This is a genomic window from Mycolicibacterium flavescens, assembly GCF_001722335.1.
In the GTDB taxonomy this organism is placed as follows: Bacteria; Actinomycetota; Actinomycetes; order Mycobacteriales; family Mycobacteriaceae; genus Mycobacterium; species Mycobacterium flavescens.
Map to the genome: position 1 here is coordinate 55065 of NZ_MIHA01000007.1, position 16140 is coordinate 71204.

At 70.1% G+C, this 16140-nt stretch carries 15 protein-coding genes; 5 read left to right on the plus strand and 10 right to left on the minus strand.

Annotated elements, in window-relative coordinates; translation table 11 throughout:
• Positions 1-33: 33 nt before the first annotated feature.
• Positions 34-1107: a phosphoribosylformylglycinamidine cyclo-ligase gene (gene purM / locus BHQ18_RS11325; protein ID WP_069413708.1), complete on the minus strand. Its 1074-nt coding sequence runs from the start codon at positions 1105-1107 to the stop codon at positions 34-36.
• Between the two features lie 93 nt (positions 1108-1200).
• Here purM and BHQ18_RS11330 point away from each other — a divergent pair, with 93 nt between their 5' ends.
• Both BHQ18_RS11330 and BHQ18_RS11335 read left to right on the plus strand, forming a co-directional pair.
• Positions 1201-1638: a cupin domain-containing protein gene (locus BHQ18_RS11330; protein ID WP_069413709.1), complete on the plus strand. Its 438-nt coding sequence runs from the start codon at positions 1201-1203 to the stop codon at positions 1636-1638.
• Positions 1639-1663: 25 nt separating this feature from the next.
• Positions 1664-2614, plus strand: coding sequence for an NAD(P)H-binding protein (locus tag BHQ18_RS11335; RefSeq protein WP_069413710.1), 951 nt, complete (start codon positions 1664-1666; stop codon positions 2612-2614).
• On the opposite strand, the gene purF is transcribed toward BHQ18_RS11335, so the two are convergent.
• On the minus strand, positions 2611-4134 hold the full coding sequence (gene purF / locus BHQ18_RS11340; protein ID WP_069413711.1) for an amidophosphoribosyltransferase: 1524 nt from the start codon (positions 4132-4134) through the stop codon (positions 2611-2613). The two genes, BHQ18_RS11335 and purF, sit on opposite strands and share 4 nt — an antisense overlap.
• Positions 4135-4342: 208 nt before the next feature.
• Positions 4343-4729, minus strand: coding sequence for a sterol carrier family protein (locus BHQ18_RS11345; protein ID WP_069413712.1), 387 nt, complete (start codon positions 4727-4729; stop codon positions 4343-4345).
• 16 nt (positions 4730-4745) lie between these two features.
• On the opposite strand from BHQ18_RS11345, the gene BHQ18_RS11350 reads away from it, so the two are divergent.
• Complete coding sequence (locus BHQ18_RS11350; RefSeq protein ID WP_069413713.1) at positions 4746-5945, plus strand: MCE family protein; 1200 nt, start codon at positions 4746-4748, stop codon at positions 5943-5945.
• Between the two features lie 3 nt (positions 5946-5948).
• On the opposite strand, the gene BHQ18_RS11355 is transcribed toward BHQ18_RS11350, so the two are convergent.
• Genes BHQ18_RS11355 through BHQ18_RS11385 form a run of 7 tightly spaced genes read right to left on the minus strand, consistent with a single transcriptional unit; the run spans position 5949 to position 14243 of the window.
• Entirely contained in the window at positions 5949-6737 is a 789-nt protein-coding gene (locus BHQ18_RS11355; RefSeq protein WP_069413714.1) for an SDR family NAD(P)-dependent oxidoreductase, read from the minus strand.
• A complete protein-coding gene (locus BHQ18_RS11360) occupies positions 6734-7357 on the minus strand; it encodes an Rv0804 family intramembrane glutamic endopeptidase (protein WP_069413715.1) in 624 nt (207 codons plus the stop codon). The genes BHQ18_RS11355 and BHQ18_RS11360 overlap by 4 nt, the downstream gene beginning before the upstream one ends.
• A complete protein-coding gene (locus tag BHQ18_RS11365) occupies positions 7357-9081 on the minus strand; it encodes an alpha/beta hydrolase (protein ID WP_411550517.1) in 1725 nt (574 codons plus the stop codon). Before BHQ18_RS11365 ends, BHQ18_RS11360 begins: the two co-directional genes overlap by 1 nt.
• A complete protein-coding gene (purL, locus tag BHQ18_RS11370) occupies positions 9078-11384 on the minus strand; it encodes a phosphoribosylformylglycinamidine synthase subunit PurL (protein ID WP_069413716.1) in 2307 nt (768 codons plus the stop codon). The genes BHQ18_RS11365 and purL overlap by 4 nt, the downstream gene beginning before the upstream one ends.
• Positions 11381-12589 (minus strand): cation:proton antiporter, encoded by a 1209-nt coding sequence (locus BHQ18_RS11375; RefSeq protein ID WP_069413717.1) that lies wholly within the window; start codon positions 12587-12589, stop codon positions 11381-11383. The genes purL and BHQ18_RS11375 overlap by 4 nt, the downstream gene beginning before the upstream one ends.
• A 13-nt stretch (positions 12590-12602) precedes the next feature.
• Positions 12603-12956, minus strand: a complete 354-nt coding sequence (locus tag BHQ18_RS11380; RefSeq protein WP_069413718.1) for a VOC family protein — start codon at positions 12954-12956, stop codon at positions 12603-12605.
• Between the two features lie 15 nt (positions 12957-12971).
• Positions 12972-14243, minus strand: a complete 1272-nt coding sequence (locus BHQ18_RS11385; protein WP_069413719.1) for a M18 family aminopeptidase — start codon at positions 14241-14243, stop codon at positions 12972-12974.
• A gap of 49 nt (positions 14244-14292) precedes the next feature.
• On the opposite strand from BHQ18_RS11385, the gene BHQ18_RS11390 reads away from it, so the two are divergent.
• Together BHQ18_RS11390 and BHQ18_RS11395 are read left to right on the plus strand one after the other, a co-directional pair.
• The gene (locus BHQ18_RS11390) at positions 14293-15318 is read left to right on the plus strand and encodes a Dyp-type peroxidase (RefSeq protein WP_069413720.1); all 1026 of its coding nucleotides are present in this window, start codon (positions 14293-14295) and stop codon (positions 15316-15318) included.
• Complete coding sequence (locus BHQ18_RS11395) at positions 15318-16115, plus strand: family 1 encapsulin nanocompartment shell protein (RefSeq protein WP_069413721.1); 798 nt, start codon at positions 15318-15320, stop codon at positions 16113-16115. The genes BHQ18_RS11390 and BHQ18_RS11395 overlap by 1 nt, the downstream gene beginning before the upstream one ends.
• Positions 16116-16140: the final 25 nt, after the last annotated feature.

Below are 16140 nucleotides of genomic sequence, written 5' to 3' on the forward strand. Positions count from 1 at the left end.
ATCAGGCCCCAGAAAAGATCCTGGAAAAGGCCCCTAGAAGCGCGGGTGCTGCCCTACGAGCTTGGCTCGGGGAGTGTCCTTGCCACCCTTCTTGACGGTGCCCACCGTCCAGCAGTTCAGATGGCGGGCGGTCAGGATGGCCAGCGCGCGGTCGGTGTCCTCGGGCGCGACCACCGCCACCATGCCGACACCCATGTTGAAGGTTCGCTCCATCTCCAGGCGTTCGACCCTGCCGCGCTGCGCGATCATCGTGAACACCGGCGCGGGCGTCCATGTCCCGCGGTCGATCTCGGCGACCAGTCCGGGCGGGACGACACGCTCGAGGTTTCCGGCCAGCCCGCCGCCGGTGACGTGGCAGAAGGTGCGGACCTGGGTCTCGGCGGCCAGTGCCAGGCAGTCCTTGGCGTAGATGCGGGTGGGCTCGAGCAGTTCCTCGCCGAGCGTGCGGCCGAACTCCTCGACGTGTCCGGCCAGGTTCATCCGGTCGATCTCCAGCAGGACCTTGCGGGCCAGTGAGTAGCCGTTGGAGTGCAGGCCCGTCGAGGCCATCGCGATCAGCACGTCGCCAGGTTTGACGCGGTCGGGACCCAGCACGTCGTCGGCCTCCACCACGCCCACGCCGGTGGCCGAGATGTCGTAGTGGTCGGGCGCCATCAGCCCCGGGTGCTCGGCGGTCTCGCCGCCGAGCAGCGCGCAGCCGGCCATCACGCACCCGTTGGCGATACCGGCGACCAGTTCGCTGATCCGCTCGGGCACGGTGCGCCCCACCGCGATGTAGTCCTGCAGGAACAGCGGCTCGGCGCCGCACACCACCAGGTCGTCGACGACCATCGCGACCAGGTCGATGCCGACCGTGTCGTGCTTGTCCATCGCCTGGGCCACCGCGAGCTTGGTGCCCACCCCGTCGGTGGACGACGCGAGCACCGGCTCGCGGTAGCCGCCGCGCAGGGCGAACATGCCGGCGAAGCCGCCGATGCCGCCGCGCACCTCGGGCCGGGTGGCCTTCTTGGCGAGCGGTTTGAGAAGTTCGACGGCGCGGTCACCGGCTTCGATATCGACCCCGGCCGACGCGTAGGAAATGCCGGATGATTCGGCGCGTTCGGTCATCGCGGTAAAGGCTACCGGGGATGGCGTCACCGCGGTAAGCGTGTTCACTGTTCGGTGCGCACACCGTGTCCGGATGTGACACCGTGACCGGTCATGACGCCGCCACGCCGCTCGCTTGTCCTGCTCACGGTCGCAGCGTCGGCGCTGCTCGGACACGCCGGCCCGACGGCGTCGGCAACCCCGGGAACCGGTGTGGAGGCCAGGACCTTGTCGGAGGCCACCGTCGACGGCGTCGACTACATCACCCGCGAGATCACCATCGCCCCGGGCGGCAGCACCGGCTGGCACTACCACGACGGGCAGGTGTACGGGCTGATCCGCGGCGGCACGCTGTCGCACGACGCGGCGGCCTGCGTCTCCGACGGCGTCTATCCCGCCGGCGCGCCGATCACCGAGGCCAGCGGACCCGGCCACGTCCACGTCGGCCGCAACCTCGGCCCCGCCCCGCTGGTGATGTGGGTGCTGTACATCAAACCGGCGGGCACCCCGCTGTCGGTGGACGCGCCCGATCCGGGCTGCGGGTTTGCCTGAGGCCGAAATCGGCCATCCCGCTGGGATGCCTGACACGATTCGCGTCCTGGTGACCGGTGCGACCGGTTACATCGGCGGCCGGTTGATCCCTGCCCTGCTCGAGCGCGGCCATTCGGTGCGCGCGATGGCGCGCACCCCGGACAAGCTCGCCGACGCGCCCTGGCGTGACCGCGTCGAAGTGGTCCAGGGCGACCTCGGCGACGTCGACTCGCTGCGCCGGGCCTGCGAGGGCGTCGACGTCTTCTACTACCTGGTGCACTCGATGGGCAGTTCGTCGGATTTCGTCGCCGAGGAGGCGCGCTCGGCGCGCAACGTCGTCGAGGCCGCCCGGGGGATCAAGAGGTTCGTGTATCTGGGTGGGCTGCACCCGGCGGGCGCCGACCTGTCACCGCATCTGCGGTCGCGGGCCGCGGTCGGCGACATCCTCATCGACTCGGGCATCGAGACCGTCGTGCTGCAGGCCGGCATCGTGATCGGTTCGGGCTCGGCGTCTTTCGAGATGATGCGCCACCTGACCAATCGCCTGCCGGTGATGACCACCCCGAAGTGGGTGCACAACAGGATCCAGCCCATCGCGATCGACGACGTGCTGCACTACCTCGCCGAGGCCGCAACCGCGCCGGTGCCGTCGTCGCGCACCTGGGACGTCGGGGGCCCGGACGTGTTCGAATACGGCGACGCCATGCAGGGGTACGCGGAGGTGGCCGGACTGCGCAGGCGGGTGATGATCGTATTGCCCTGGCTCACACCGAAAGTCGCCAGCTGGTGGATCGGCCTGGTGACGCCGATGCCGGCCGGGCTGGCGGCGCCGCTGATCGAGTCCCTGGAATGCGACGCGGTGATGGCCAACCGCGACATCGACGACGTCATCGCGCCGCCGTCCGGTGGCCTGACGCCCTACCGCGAGGCGGTGGCCACGGCGCTGCAGCGCGGCCCGCTGCCCAGCGATCCGCAGTGGGCGCACGTGGGGCGCTAGGGTCTGCGCAGCGCCGAGACGTTGTCGTTGTCGGACTGCAGCGGCACCCCGGTCCGCGCGGCGGTGGCGAGCATGTGCTCGATGACGTTCTTGCCCAACGCCGATTCGCCAGGCAGCTCGATCGGGTAGTGGCCGTCGAAGCAGGCGCTGCACAACCGCGAGGCGGGCTGTTCGGTGGCGGCGATCATGCCGTGCTGGGAAATGTAGCCGAGGGTGTCGGCGCCGATCGCGTGCCGCACCGCTTCGAGCATCTCGCCCTGGTCCTCGACGGCGTTGGCGATCAGTTCGGCAGGGGTGGCGAAGTCGATGCCGTAGAAGCAGGGCCACTTCACCGGCGGTGAGGCGATCCGCACGTGCACCTCGACGGCGCCGGCTTCGCGCAGCATCCGGATCAGCGCGCGCTGGGTGTTGCCGCGCACGATCGAGTCGTCGACGACGATCAGCCGTTTGCCGCGGATCACCTCTTTGAGCGGGTTGAGCTTGAGCCGGATGCCGAGTTGGCGGATGGTCTGCGACGGCTGGATGAAGGTGCGGCCGACGTAGGCGTTCTTCATCAGGCCCTGTCCGTAGGGGATGCCGGAGCCCTGTGCATAGCCGACGGCGGCCGGGGTCCCCGACTCGGGCACGCCGATGACGAGGTCGGCCTCGACGGGCATCTCGGCGGCCAGCCTGCGCCCGATGTCGACGCGGGTCGCGTGCACGGAACGGCCGCCCAGCGTGCTGTCCGGGCGGGCCAGGTAGACGTACTCGAACACGCAGCCCTTGGGTTCGGGGTTGGCGAACCGGGTGGAGCGCACGCCGTCGGCGTCGATGGCCAGCAGCTCGCCGGGTTCGATGTCGCGCACGAACGAGGCGCCGACGATGTCGAGCGCGGCGGTCTCCGAGGCGACGACCCAGCCGCGGTCCAACCGGCCCAGCGCCAGCGGCCGCACGCCGTAGGGGTCGCGCGCGGCGTAGAGCGTGTTCTCGTCCATGAAGGTCAGGCAGAACGCGCCGCGCACGGTCGGCAGCAGTTCGAGTGCCGCCTGCTCGAGCGTCGCGTCGGCGGCGCCGTGGGCCAGCAGCGCGCCCAGGATGTCGGAGTCGGTGGTCGCGGCGGGGGCGCCGCGGGTGTCGAGCAGTCCGGCCTCGCGGGCGCGGGCGGCGAGTTCGGCGGCGTTGACCAGGTTGCCGTTGTGGCCGAGCGCGACACCGGTGCCCGCCGAGGTGTTGCGGAAGACCGGCTGCGCGTTCTCCCACGTGGTGGAACCGGTGGTGGAGTAGCGGCAGTGCCCGACCGCGACGTGGCCTTCCATCGCGGCCAGCGTCGGTTCGTCGAACACCTGGCTGACCAGGCCCAGATCCTTGAACACGAGCACCTGTGAGCCGTCGGCGACGGCGATGCCCGCCGCTTCCTGACCGCGGTGCTGCAGCGCGTAGAGGCCGTAGTAGGTGAGCTTGGCGACCTCTTCACCCGGCGCCCAGACGCCGAATACGCCACATTCTTCGCGGGGTTCTGGATCTGGCTGCGTGCCGGTCACGGTATGGCTGCTCCCAGGGCGAGGAGGGTAGACCGCCTCAGTCTACGGGTCGCGCAGTTGGCGGACGGAATCCCAGGAAAGTGTCGTCGAGGCAACACAACGCCCCGCACCGCGCGTTCATTTCCCGCTGTCCTGCGATTTCGGCGCGCTGCCGATCGCTCAGCGACTGGCAGCGCCCCGAAACCGCAAGGGTGGACGTGTGGCGAAGCTAACCCGCGAGGTCGACCAGCGGTAGCCAGGAGCCGATCTCGTCGGCCCGCGACCCCGACAGCGCGACCTGTCCGGCGGCGTCGTCGAGCGACAGCAGCCCGGTGGCGAGCCGCAGCCACGTCCGCGGGTCGGTCTCGACGACGTTGGGCGGGTTGCCGCGGCGGTGGGCGGGCCCTTCGATGCACTGCACGGCGACGAACGGCGGCACCCGGACCTCGACGCTGGACCCGGGTGCGACGGCCGCCAACGTGCGCGCCGTCAGCCGCACCGCCTCGGCGATCGCCGCCCGGGCGGGCTCGGGGGTCTGCGGGTCGCGCAGCCAGTCGGCGATCGCGACCACCGCGGCGCGGGTCTTTGCCGGATCGGCACTACGGGACGCGGCCATACCTTACTGTCTCAAAGTGTTCGTCGACCGCCACAAGCCGCCGTACAAGGTGGCCGGGGCGGTATTGCTGATCATCGCGTCGGCCGCAGCCACGCTGATCTATCTGCAGTTCCGCGGCACCCTCGCGGACACGGTGCGATTGACTTTGCTGTCGACGCGCGCCGGGCTGGTCGTCGAACCGGGCGCCAAGGTCACGTTCAACGGCGTCGAGATCGGCCGCGTCGGCCGGATCTCGGCGGCCGACGGCGCCGCGCGCGCCCGGCTTCTGCTCGACGTCGAGCCGCGCTACCTGGACCGCGTCCCGGCCAATGTGACCGCCGAGATCCGGGCCACCACCGTGTTCGGCAACAAGTACATCTCGTTGAGTTCACCGCGGGACCCGTCGCCGCAGCGGCTCGGCCCCGGTGAGGTCATCGAGGCGACCGCGGTGACCACCGAGTTCAACACCGTCTTCGAAACGGTGCTCGGGCTGTCCGAGCAGGTCGACCCGATCAAGCTGAACCAGACGCTGACCGCCGCCGCGCAGGCGCTCACCGGGCTGGGCGACCGGTTCGGCCGCTCGCTGACCGACGGCAACCGCATCCTGGCCGACCTCAACGCGCGGATGCCGGCGATCCGAACCGACACCGCGCTGCTGGCCGACCTGGCCGGCGTCTACGCCGACGCATCACCGGATCTGTTCGACGGGCTGCGCGACGCGGCCACGTCCGCGAGGACGCTCAACGACCGGCGCGCCGACATCGACGCCGCCCTGCTGAGCGCGCTCGGTTTCGCCGACGACGCGACGGGCACGCTGGAACGCTCGGGCCCGTACCTGGTGCGCGGCGCGGAGGACCTGGTGCCGGTGTCGCGGCTGCTCGACGAGTACCGCGGCGTCCTCTTCTGCTCGATCCGCAAGTTCAACGAGGTTCAGCCGCGGGTGGCGAAAACGCTTGGCGGCAATGGCTATTCGCTTACCGGCGGTGGCGGTTTCATCGCCGGCGGCGGTAACCCGTACATCTATCCGGACAACCTGCCGCGGGTCAACGCCCGCGGCGGGCCCGGCGGCAGACCGGGCTGCTGGCAGGACATCAGCCGTGACCTGTTCCCGGCGCCGTATCTGGTGATGGACACCGGCGCCAGCATCGCGCCGTACAACCACCTGGAACTCGGCCAGCCGATGTTCATCGACTACGTCTGGGGCCGCCAGGTCGGCCAGTACACCATCAACCCGTGACCCTCAGTCGGGGAAGCCGAACAGCTTGACGACGCCGTGGTCGCGGCCCGCGGTGTAGCCGCCGTCGACGGCGATCGCCTGACCGGTGACGAACGACGCGTCCGGCGACACCAGAAACGCTGCCACCGAGGCGATCTCGTCGGGGCGGCCGCGACGCTGCAGCGCGTGCTCGCCGGTGATGGAGCGCAGCGGCCCCGCCATCCCGTCGAGTCCCATCACGGCATCGAGCATCGGGGTGTCGACGAAGCCGGGGCAGATCGCGTTCGCGCGGATACCGCTGGGGCCGTAGTCGAGTGCGATGTTCTTGGTCAGCAGCACGACCCCGCCCTTGGCGGCGTTGTAGCTGCTGCCGCCCGCGGTGCCTTCCAGCCCTTCGACGCTGGACAGGGTGACCAGTGCACCGCGTTCGCCGGCCACCCGCGGCTGTTCGATCATCGCGGCCAGCGCGGCCTTGGCCACCAGGAATGTGCCGGTGAGGTTGACGCCGAGCACCCGGTCCCACTCGGCGCGGTCGAGCAGGTGCACCGGCCCGCCGCCGGCCACCCCCGCGCAGTGCACGACGCCGTCGAGCCGGCCTCCCACCGCGGCGAACACCTCACCGACCGCGGCTTCGTCGGTGACGTCGGCGGTGACGAACGTGAAGCGTTCGCCGAGGGATTCGGCCGGTTCGGCGATGTCGGCGCCGACGACCGTGCCGCCCTCGGCGAGAAGGCGTGTGGCGGTGGCCAGTCCGATCCCCGACGCCGCGCCGGTCACCACGAACGCGCGGCCCTGCGCGCGGTCGGTGGTCACTGCGACTTCCCTTGGCGGCGTTGCACCACGATCGCGGCCAGTGCGGCGGCCTCGTTGGTCGCCAGGTGCGCCAGCATCGGCGCCAGCAGGCTGCCCGAGCGGGCGTGCAGCCAGCCGAACGCCCAGCCGCCCACCCCGGTGACCAGCACGGTGCCCAGCACCGGATTGCGGGTGATGCGCGCATCCATGATGTGCCACAGGCCGAATGCCACCGCCTGCAGCAGCCGACCGTCGCGTGCGCCGTACGCCGTCTCGGCCGTGGTCCCCAGCGTCGCGCGGTACGCGACCTCCTCCGGCCACACCGTGCCCAGCGGGATGTCGAGCAGCATCCAGCGCAGCCGATGCTCGGGCAGGTCGCGCGCGGCCATCCCCTGCCGCATGGAGGGGACCGCGGTCGTCGCCGCGACGGCGAGCGAGATCACCGCGCCTGCGGCCAGTCCGTGGCGCAGCCCCGACCGGACCGCGGGTGGTCGCAGCCCCAGCGGCGGCCGGGCCAGCGCGTAGAGCGCGGCGCCCAGCGCGGCGTTCGGGATGGGACGGAACCGCACGTGCGGGGCGACGAAGCTCCAGCCGACCAGCGCGACAGCTGTCGCCACGGCGCGAGTTTTGGTGGCTCTCATCAGTATTCGGGTCCATCCTTGGATTGGCTGTCGTTCAGGGCGGTCCGGACGCGTTCGGTGTCGGCGGGGGTCCAGCCGGGCGGCGGTGCGACGGCGGCCCACCCGTCGAGCACGAAGTCGCCGTAGTTGTGGCCGTGTCCGCCGGGTACCGAACCGGCGTTCGTCATGTCGGCAGCGACCTGCATGAACGTGACGATCGGGTACCACCGCATGGAGGCGGTGCGGTCGTGGCCGGGCGGTTCGCGCAGCCAGTCCGGCCGGTTGAACAGCAGATCCTGTGACCACCAGACGATGGGGTCGGAGGAATGCTGCAGGAACAGCACGCGGGTGCCCTCCCAGGGCGCGGCGGTGTCGGCGGCGATCTCCGCCGAGTCGTTGCCCTGGGAGAACCGCACGGTGCGGCCGTCGTCGTAACGGGGTTCGACCTCCGGGGTGCCCGGATCACGGCGCTCGGTGATCGCCTTCCACAGCGGGCTGGCGTTGGGCGGCCCCACCCACAGCACCGACGAGAACCCCATCCGCGAGATGTCGGGCAGCCAGTCGAACGCGCCCTGGCCGGCCATCGAGCCCAGGCTCTCCCCGTAGAGCACGAGTTTGGGTCGCCGGTCCTGCGGAAGTTGTTCCCAGCGTTGGTGAATGGCCTCGATCATCATGCGTCCCGCGACCATCGACTTCTCCTGGTCGCCGAGGAACGAGATCCAACTCGGCAGGAACGAGTACTGGGAGCCGACCAGCGCGGTGTCGCCGTTGTACATCGTCTCCACCGCGCGGGCGGCCACCGGGTTGATCCACCCGGTGCCGGTCGTCGGGATGATCACCAGCACTTCGCGGTCGAACGCGCCGGTGCGCTCGAGTTCGCTGAGCAGCACCGCCATCCGCTGTTCGTCGGTGTCGGCGGTCTGCAGTCCGACGTACACCCGAATGGGTTCCAGCGCCGGGGCGCCGTTGAGTTCGGTGAGCTCGTCTGCGTGCGGGCCGGTGGCGACGAAGTTGCGCCCCTGGTATCCGAGGGTGTCCCACGCCGCGAAAGAGTCTGGGCTGCCGGACTTTTGCGGCTCATCGGGTTGGACGACACCTTCGGCGGTGGTGGTGTTCTGCGGCTGGAACACGCGGTTGGCCCCGGCCAGGAACCCCCGCACCAGCACCCCGTTGATCAGCATGATCGCCAGGACGACGACGATCGCGGTGCCGATGAACAGCGCGACCTCGTCGTCCATCCGCCAGCGCCGGATCAGGAGCCGCGCCATCGCCTTGATGATGTCGAGTAGCACCCGGGCGGTCGCCACGCACACCGCCCCGACCGTCAACGACACGACGAGCGTGCGCAGGTAATCGATGGTGGCGGGACCGTCCATGCCCATCACCGCCGAGACCTGCCGCTGCCACGAAGCGGCCGGAATCAGCATCAGCAGGCTGGCGCCGATCGATCCCGCGACCACAACGGTTTTGAGCACTGTCAGCACGACCCGCGGCGGCGGCCACCACGGGCGTCGCGCCAGGACGAAGCGGCGCACCATCCGCCCGCAGAACACGCCGATGCCGTAGCCGATCGCGGCGTTGAGGCCGCCGATCAGACCGGCGAACAGCCAGTCACGCGGCAGCAGTGAGGGGGTCAGCGACAGGCAGAAGAACAGGGCCCCGAACGCCATCCCGACGAAGTCCAGCCGGAGCAGGCTCCACGCCCATGCGTATAGCGAAGATCGTTGTGTGGCTTGTTCGGTCACCCGAACAACCCGGGAAGCACGCCCTCCGACGTGTTCCTCAGGTCCTCCAGCGTGACGGTGAACTGGCCCTGGACCTCGACGGCATCGCTGGCGGCGTCGACCACCCCGATGCGGGTCGCGGGCAGTCCGCGGGCTTCGCACATGGCGCGGAACCGGCTCTCCTCGGTCCGCGGAACGGCCACCAGCACCCGGCCCGTCGACTCGGAGAACAGCATGACGAACGGATCGCTCCCGTCGGGAAGGACGATGCGGCAACCGGTTTCGCCGCGCAGCGCGGACTCGACGACGGCCTGGATCAGCCCGCCCTCGGACAGGTCGTGGGCGGCAGTGACCAGCCCGTCGCGCGACGCCGCGGTCAGCACGTCGGCGAGCAACATCTCGCGGGCGAGGTCCACCTTCGGCGGGACCCCGCCGAGGTGGTCGGCGGTCACCTGCGCCCAGATGGACCCGTCGAACTCGTCGCGGGTGTCACCGAGCAGCATCAGCGTCTCACCGGGTTCGTCGCCGAAGCCGGTCGGGATGCGGCGTGTGACGTCGTCGATCACACCGAGCACCCCGACCACCGGGGTCGGCAGGATCGCGGTGGAGCCGGTCTGGTTGTAGAAGCTGACGTTGCCGCCGGTGACCGGAATACCCAGTGTCGCAGCGCCGTCGGCGAGCCCGCGCACGGCCTGGCTGAACTGCCACATGACGCCGGGATCCTCCGGCGACCCGAAGTTCAGGCAGTTGGTGACAGCCACCGGGGTGGCGCCGGTGACCGCGACGTTGCGGTACGCCTCGGCCAGCGCCAACTGCGCACCGGTGTAGGGGTCGAGCGCGGTGTAGCGCCCGGACGCGTCGGTGGAGATCGCGATGCCGCGCCCGGTGGTTTCGTCGACGCGCAGCACGCCGCCGTCGGCGGCCTCGGCCAGCACGGTGTTGCCCCGCACGTAGCGGTCGTACTGCTCGGTGATGAACGCGCGGCTGCACAGGTGCGGACTGCCAAGCAGCGCAAGCAGAGTCGCCTTGAGCTCCTCGCCGGTCTGCGGGCGCGGCAGCTTCGCCGAGGTGTCGGCGTTGAGCGCGTCCTGCGTGTCGGGGCGCTGCACCGGGCGCTGGTAGACCGGGCCTTCGTGGGCGACGGTGCGGGGCGGCACGTCGACGACGGTCTCGCCGTGCCAGGTGATCTCCAGCCGGTCCCCGTCGGTGACCTCGCCGATCACCGTGGCCAGCACGTCCCATTTGCGGCACACCGCCATGAACGCCTCGACGTTGTCGGGCGTGACGACCGCGCACATGCGTTCCTGCGACTCGCTCGACAGGATCTCCGCGGGGGTCATGTTCGCCGCCCGCAGCGGCACCGCGTCCAGTTCGATGCGCATCCCGCCGTCACCGGCTGAGGCGAGTTCGGATGTGGCGCAGGACAAACCGGCACCGCCGAGGTCCTGAATGCCGACGACGAGGCCGCCTGCGTACAGCTCGAGGCAGCACTCGATGAGGACTTTCTCCATGAACGGGTCGCCGACCTGGACGCTCGGCAGCTTCTTGCGCCCCGCGGCCCCGCTCTCGTCACCGCCGAACGTCTCTGACGCCAGCACGCTCACGCCGCCGATGCCGTCGAGGCCGGTGCGGGCGCCGAACAGGATGATCTTGTTGCCGGTTCCCGAGGCGAACGCCAGGTGCAGATCCTCTTTGCGTAGCACGCCGACGCACAGCGCGTTCACCAGCGGGTTGCCGCCGTAGGACGCGTCGAACACGGTCTCGCCGCCGATGTTGGGCAGCCCCAGCGAGTTGCCGTAGCCGCCGATACCGCGCACCACGCCGTCGACGACGCGGCGGGTGTCCGGGGCGTCGGCGGCGCCGAACCGCAGCTGGTCCATCACCGCGACGGGGCGCGCACCCATGGCCATGATGTCGCGCACGATGCCGCCGACGCCGGTGGCCGCACCCTGGTAGGGCTCGATGTAGGACGGGTGGTTGTGCGACTCGACCTTGAACGTCGCCGCCCAGCCGTCGCCGATGTCGACGACGCCGGCGTTCTCGCCGATCCCGGCGAGCATGGCCTTGCGCATCTCGTCGGTGGTGGTCTCACCGAAGTAGCGCAGGTGCACCTTCGAGGATTTGTAGGAGCAGTGCTCGCTCCACATCACCGAGTACATGGCCAGTTCGGCGTCGGTGGGCCTGCGGCCGAGGATCTCGCGGATGCGCTGATACTCGTCGTCCTTGAGGCCGAGTTCGCGGAACGGTTGCGGCTGATCGGGGGTGGCGGCGGCCCGCTCGACGGTGTCGACAGTGCTCAGGGCATAGGTTGGCTCCGACGTCACGAGGACAGTCTAGGTTGCGACCGGCTGAACGCGTGTGCCGCGGCGGGCGCCGTCGCGCCGTGCACGACCACGCTGCCCAGCACCACCAGCACCATCGTCATCAGCACCTCGGCCTCCGCGGCGCAGCCCAGCACGTTGAACGCCAGAAGACCGAACACGATCGACGTGGTGCCGCGGGGCCCCAGCCAGCCGACCAGCACCCGCTCCGGCCAGGAGAACGGTGAGCCGGCCAGCGCGAGCAGCGTCGGCACCAGCCGCACCACCGTCAGCGCGAGCAGGCAGTACAGCACGATCGACCAGGTCACGCCGAGCGTCGCCGCCAGCACCGCCGTCGCACCGATCACGAACCACATCACCACCGTCAGTAGGTAGCCGATGTCGTCGACCAGCGCGAGTTCGGCGTGGATGGACGGTGAGCGCCGCAGATAGTGGAACGCGATCCCGCACACGAACGCGGCGACGAACCCGTTGCCGTCGACCACCGTGCTCAGGCCGAAGGCCAGCATCGGCGCGGCCACCAGGATCAACCGCTTGCTGCGGTCGGTCATCGCACCGCGCCGCTCGGCGGTGTTGGTCAGCACGGCCAGGGCGGCGCCGACGGCGAGCCCGATCAGGATCGCCTTGGCCGCCTGGGGCAGCGCCGAGGCCAGCGCCTCCATCGGCGACGACGCGTGGGACCGGTCACCGGCGAGCGCCAGCGCGAAGATGAACAGCGGGGAGATGATGCCGTCGTTGTAGCCGGCTTCGACGTTGAGCACGTCGCGCACCCGCTCGGGCACCCGGTGGTCCCGCAGGATCGAGGGGGCCGGCGCAAAGTCCGTCGGCACCACGATGCACGCCAGCACCAGCAGCACCGCCCACGGCACGCCCGGCAGCAGCCACAACCCCAGCGCGACCGCGGCGGCCAGGCTCAGCGGCATCGCGATGAACAGCACCCGCATCGCGGCGCGCGGTTCCCGGCCGAACAGGCCGCCGCGGATGTCGGTCGCGTCGACGAAAAGCAGGATCGCCAGGATGATCTCGGCGATGTGCTGGGCGACCTCGGTGTTCAGCGAGTCGGCCAGCCCGTCGCGCGTGGTGAAACCGACCGCGATGCCGGCGAGCACCAGCACCATCGGGGCGGTCAGCCGCCACCGCTCCAGATGCTTGGCGCCGAGCGCCCACGCGGCCAATACCGCGGAGATCGCGATCAGCGAGAGCAGCACACCCGTGATGGTCTCAGGGGTGATCGGCGGGCGCGACGCAGAACGCGTTGCCGTCGGGGTCGGCCAGCACCACCCAGCCGAAGTCACCCATGCTGTGTCTGCCGGTCTCGGTGGCGCCGAGCCCGACCAGACGTTGCACCTCGGCTTCCACGTCGGCGGCCCCGAAGTCCAGGTGCACGCGGTTCTTGCCGGGTGTCGGATCGTCGACCTTCTGGAACGCCAGCCCGGGTCCGCCCGGCAGCGCGACGGTCACGAAAAAGCCTGGCGCCAAAGGGTTCAGCTGCCCGTCCAGGGCCGTCGCCCACCACTGGGCGAGCGCGTCGGGATCGGTGGTGTCGATCGTGATGTTCACGGCGGCGAGCGTCATGGCGCCGACCCTAGATCATCGCGGTGACAGAAACGCCGCAAGCGCGGAGGCGTAGGCCGCGACGTCAGCGGCGCCCATCACCTCGCGCGCGGAGTGCATCGCCAGCTGCGGGGCGCCGACGTCGACGGTGGGGATGCCGGTGCGCGCGGAGGTCATCGGCCCGATCGTCGATCCGCACGGCAGGTCCGCGCGGTGTTCGTAGCGCTGCAGCGGCACCCCCGCCTGCGCGCAGGCCAGCGCGAACGCCGCGGCGGTGCGGCCGTCGGTGGCGTAGCGCAGGTTCGGCTGCACCTTGAGCACCGGCCCGCCGTTGACCTCGATGAGGTGGCCGGGTTCGTGACGGTCCGGGTAGTTGGGGTGGGTGGCGTGGGCCATGTCCCCGGACGCCACCATCGAGTCGGGCAGCCGGCGCAGGAACTCCTCGCGGCCGCCGCCCTGGGCCAGCGTGATGCGCTCGAGCACGGTCAGCAGCAGATCGGACTGCGCGCCGTGGTCGGACTGCGAGCCGACCTCCTCGTGGTCGAACAGCACGAGGACCGGCGCGAACCGGCCGGGCTCGGCGGCCAGGAAGGCCTCCAGGCCGGCGTAGCAGGTGGCCTGGTTGTCCAGCCGCGGCGCGCTGACCAGATCCTGGTCGGCGCCGACGAGCCGTGACGGCGTCAGGTCGTGGGTCATCAGGTCCGCCCCGAGCACGTCCTCGGCCGCGACGCCGGCGTGCCCGGCGACGAACTCGAGGAACGACCGGTTGCCGGTTCCGGTCCCCCACACCGCGTTGAGGTGGCGTTGCGGGTTGAGTTCGACGGCCTTGCGGTCCTCGGCGAGGTGGATGGCCAGCTGCGGGACCCGCAGAACCGGGTCGTCGATGCGGATCAGCCGGTGCTCGATGGCGCCGCCGGTGTGGACCGACAGTCGGCCGCTCACGCCCAGGTCGCGGTCCAGCCAGGAGTTCAGCCACGCCCCGCCGTAGGGCTGCAGCGCGACCACTCGCCAGCCGGCGACGAGCCGGTCGGGGTGCTGCTTGACCCGCAGGTTGGGGCTGTCGGTGTGCGCTCCGACGATGCGGAACGGGGTGGTGCGCTGCGCCGAGTCGGTCCGCCAGGCGATCAGCGAGCCGGCCCGTACGACGAAGAAGTCGCCGTGGGTGGGCCACGCGTCGGCTTCGGAGAGCTCGCGGAATCCGGCGTCGCGGAGCCGGTTGGCGGCGGTCTCGCACACATGGAACGGCGACGGCGAGGCGTCGATGAACGCGCAGAGACCTCGAGGTTGGGCCTGGGAACTGGCTGCCATCTCTTCATCTTCGCGGGTCAATCAAGATCATTGGCGCTAGGGTCCGATTGTGCCCGATATCGAACCCCAACCGGTGCTCGCACCGTTGACACCGGCCGCCGTGTTCCTGGTGGCGACGATCGTCGACGGGCAGGAGGCCGCGGTGCACGACGCGCTGCCGGAGATTTCGGGGCTGGTGCGGGCCATCGGATTCCGGGATCCGGCCAAACGGCTGTCGGCGATCACCTCGATCGGGTCGGCTGCCTGGGACCGGTTGTTCTCCGGGCCGCGACCCGCCGAGCTGCATCCGTTCCGCGAGATCAGCGGCGAGCGTCATTACGCCCCGGCCACTGCCGGCGATGTGCTGTTCCACATCCGGGCGGAGTCGATGGACGTGTGTTTCGAGTTGGCGACCAAGCTGGCCGAGGCGATGCGCGGGGCGATCGAGATCGTCGACGAAACCCACGGTTTCAAGTTCTTCGACAACCGCGACCTGATGGGGTTCGTCGACGGCACCGAGAACCCCGACGGTGCGCTGGCGCGGTCGGCCACCCAGATCGGCGACGAGGACCCCGGTTTCGCGGGCGGGTGCTACGTGCACGTGCAGAAGTACGTGCACGACCTCGACGCGTGGAACGCGATGTCGGTCGAGGAGCAGGAGCGGGTGATCGGCCGCACCAAGCTCGACGACATCGAACTCGACGATGCGGTCAAACCGGCCAACTCGCACGTCGCGCTCAACGTGATCACCGACGAGGACGGCACCGAACTGAAGATCGTGCGGCACAACATGCCGTTCGGGCGGATCGGCGCCGGCGAGTTCGGCACCTACTTCATCGGTTACTCGCGCACACCGGCGGTGACCGAGCAGATGTTGGACAACATGTTCCTCGGTGACCCGCCGGGCAACACCGACCGGATCCTGGACTTCTCGACCGCGTTGACCGGCGGGCTGTTCTTCACGCCCACCCTCGATTTTCTCGATGACCCGCCACCGCTGCCGGATTCGGTCGCCGGCGATTCGGCGGCCCCCGCGTCCCCATCCTCCGCATACCAGGGCTCACTGGATATCGGCAGCCTGAAAGGAACCCGTTGATGAACAACCTGTACCGCGATCTGGCACCGGTCACCGAGGAGGCGTGGGCGGAGATCGAACTGGAGGCGACGCGAACGTTCAAGCGGCACATAGCGGGTCGTCGGGTCGTCGACGTCAGCGAGCCCGGCGGCCCGGCGACCGCGGCGATCAGCACCGGGCACCTGCACGACATCGTGCCGCCCGGCGACGGTGTGGTGGCGCATCTGCGCGAGGCCAGACCGCTGGTGCGGCTGCGGGTTCCGTTCACGGTGACCCGCACCGCGATCGACGATGTGGAGCGCGGCTCGCAGGACTCCGACTGGGACCCGGTCAAGGACGCGGCCAAGAAGTTGGCGTTCGCCGAGGACCGGGCGATCTTCGAGGGTTACCAGGCCGCCGCGATCGAAGGTATCCGCGGGTGCAGTTCGAACACCGCGCTGGCGCTGCCCGACGATGCACGCGAGATTCCCGACGTGATCTCGCAGGCCCTTTCGGAGCTGCGGCTCTCGGGCGTCGACGGCCCGTACTCGGTGTTGCTGTCGGCGGATGTCTACACGAAGGTCAGCGAGACGACCCAGCACGGCTATCCGATCCGCGAGCATCTCAACCGGCTCGTCGACGGCGACATCATCTGGGCGCCGGCAATCGACGGGGCGTTCGTGTTGTCCACTCGTGGAGGCGATTTCGATCTGCAGCTGGGCACCGATGTGTCGATCGGCTACCAGTCGCACGACGCCGATACGGTGCAGCTGTATCTGGAGGAGACGCTGACGTTCCTGTGCTACACGTCGGAAGCCTCAGTCGCCCTGACGCCCTAGGCCCGTTGGCGCGAGGGTGCGTGTC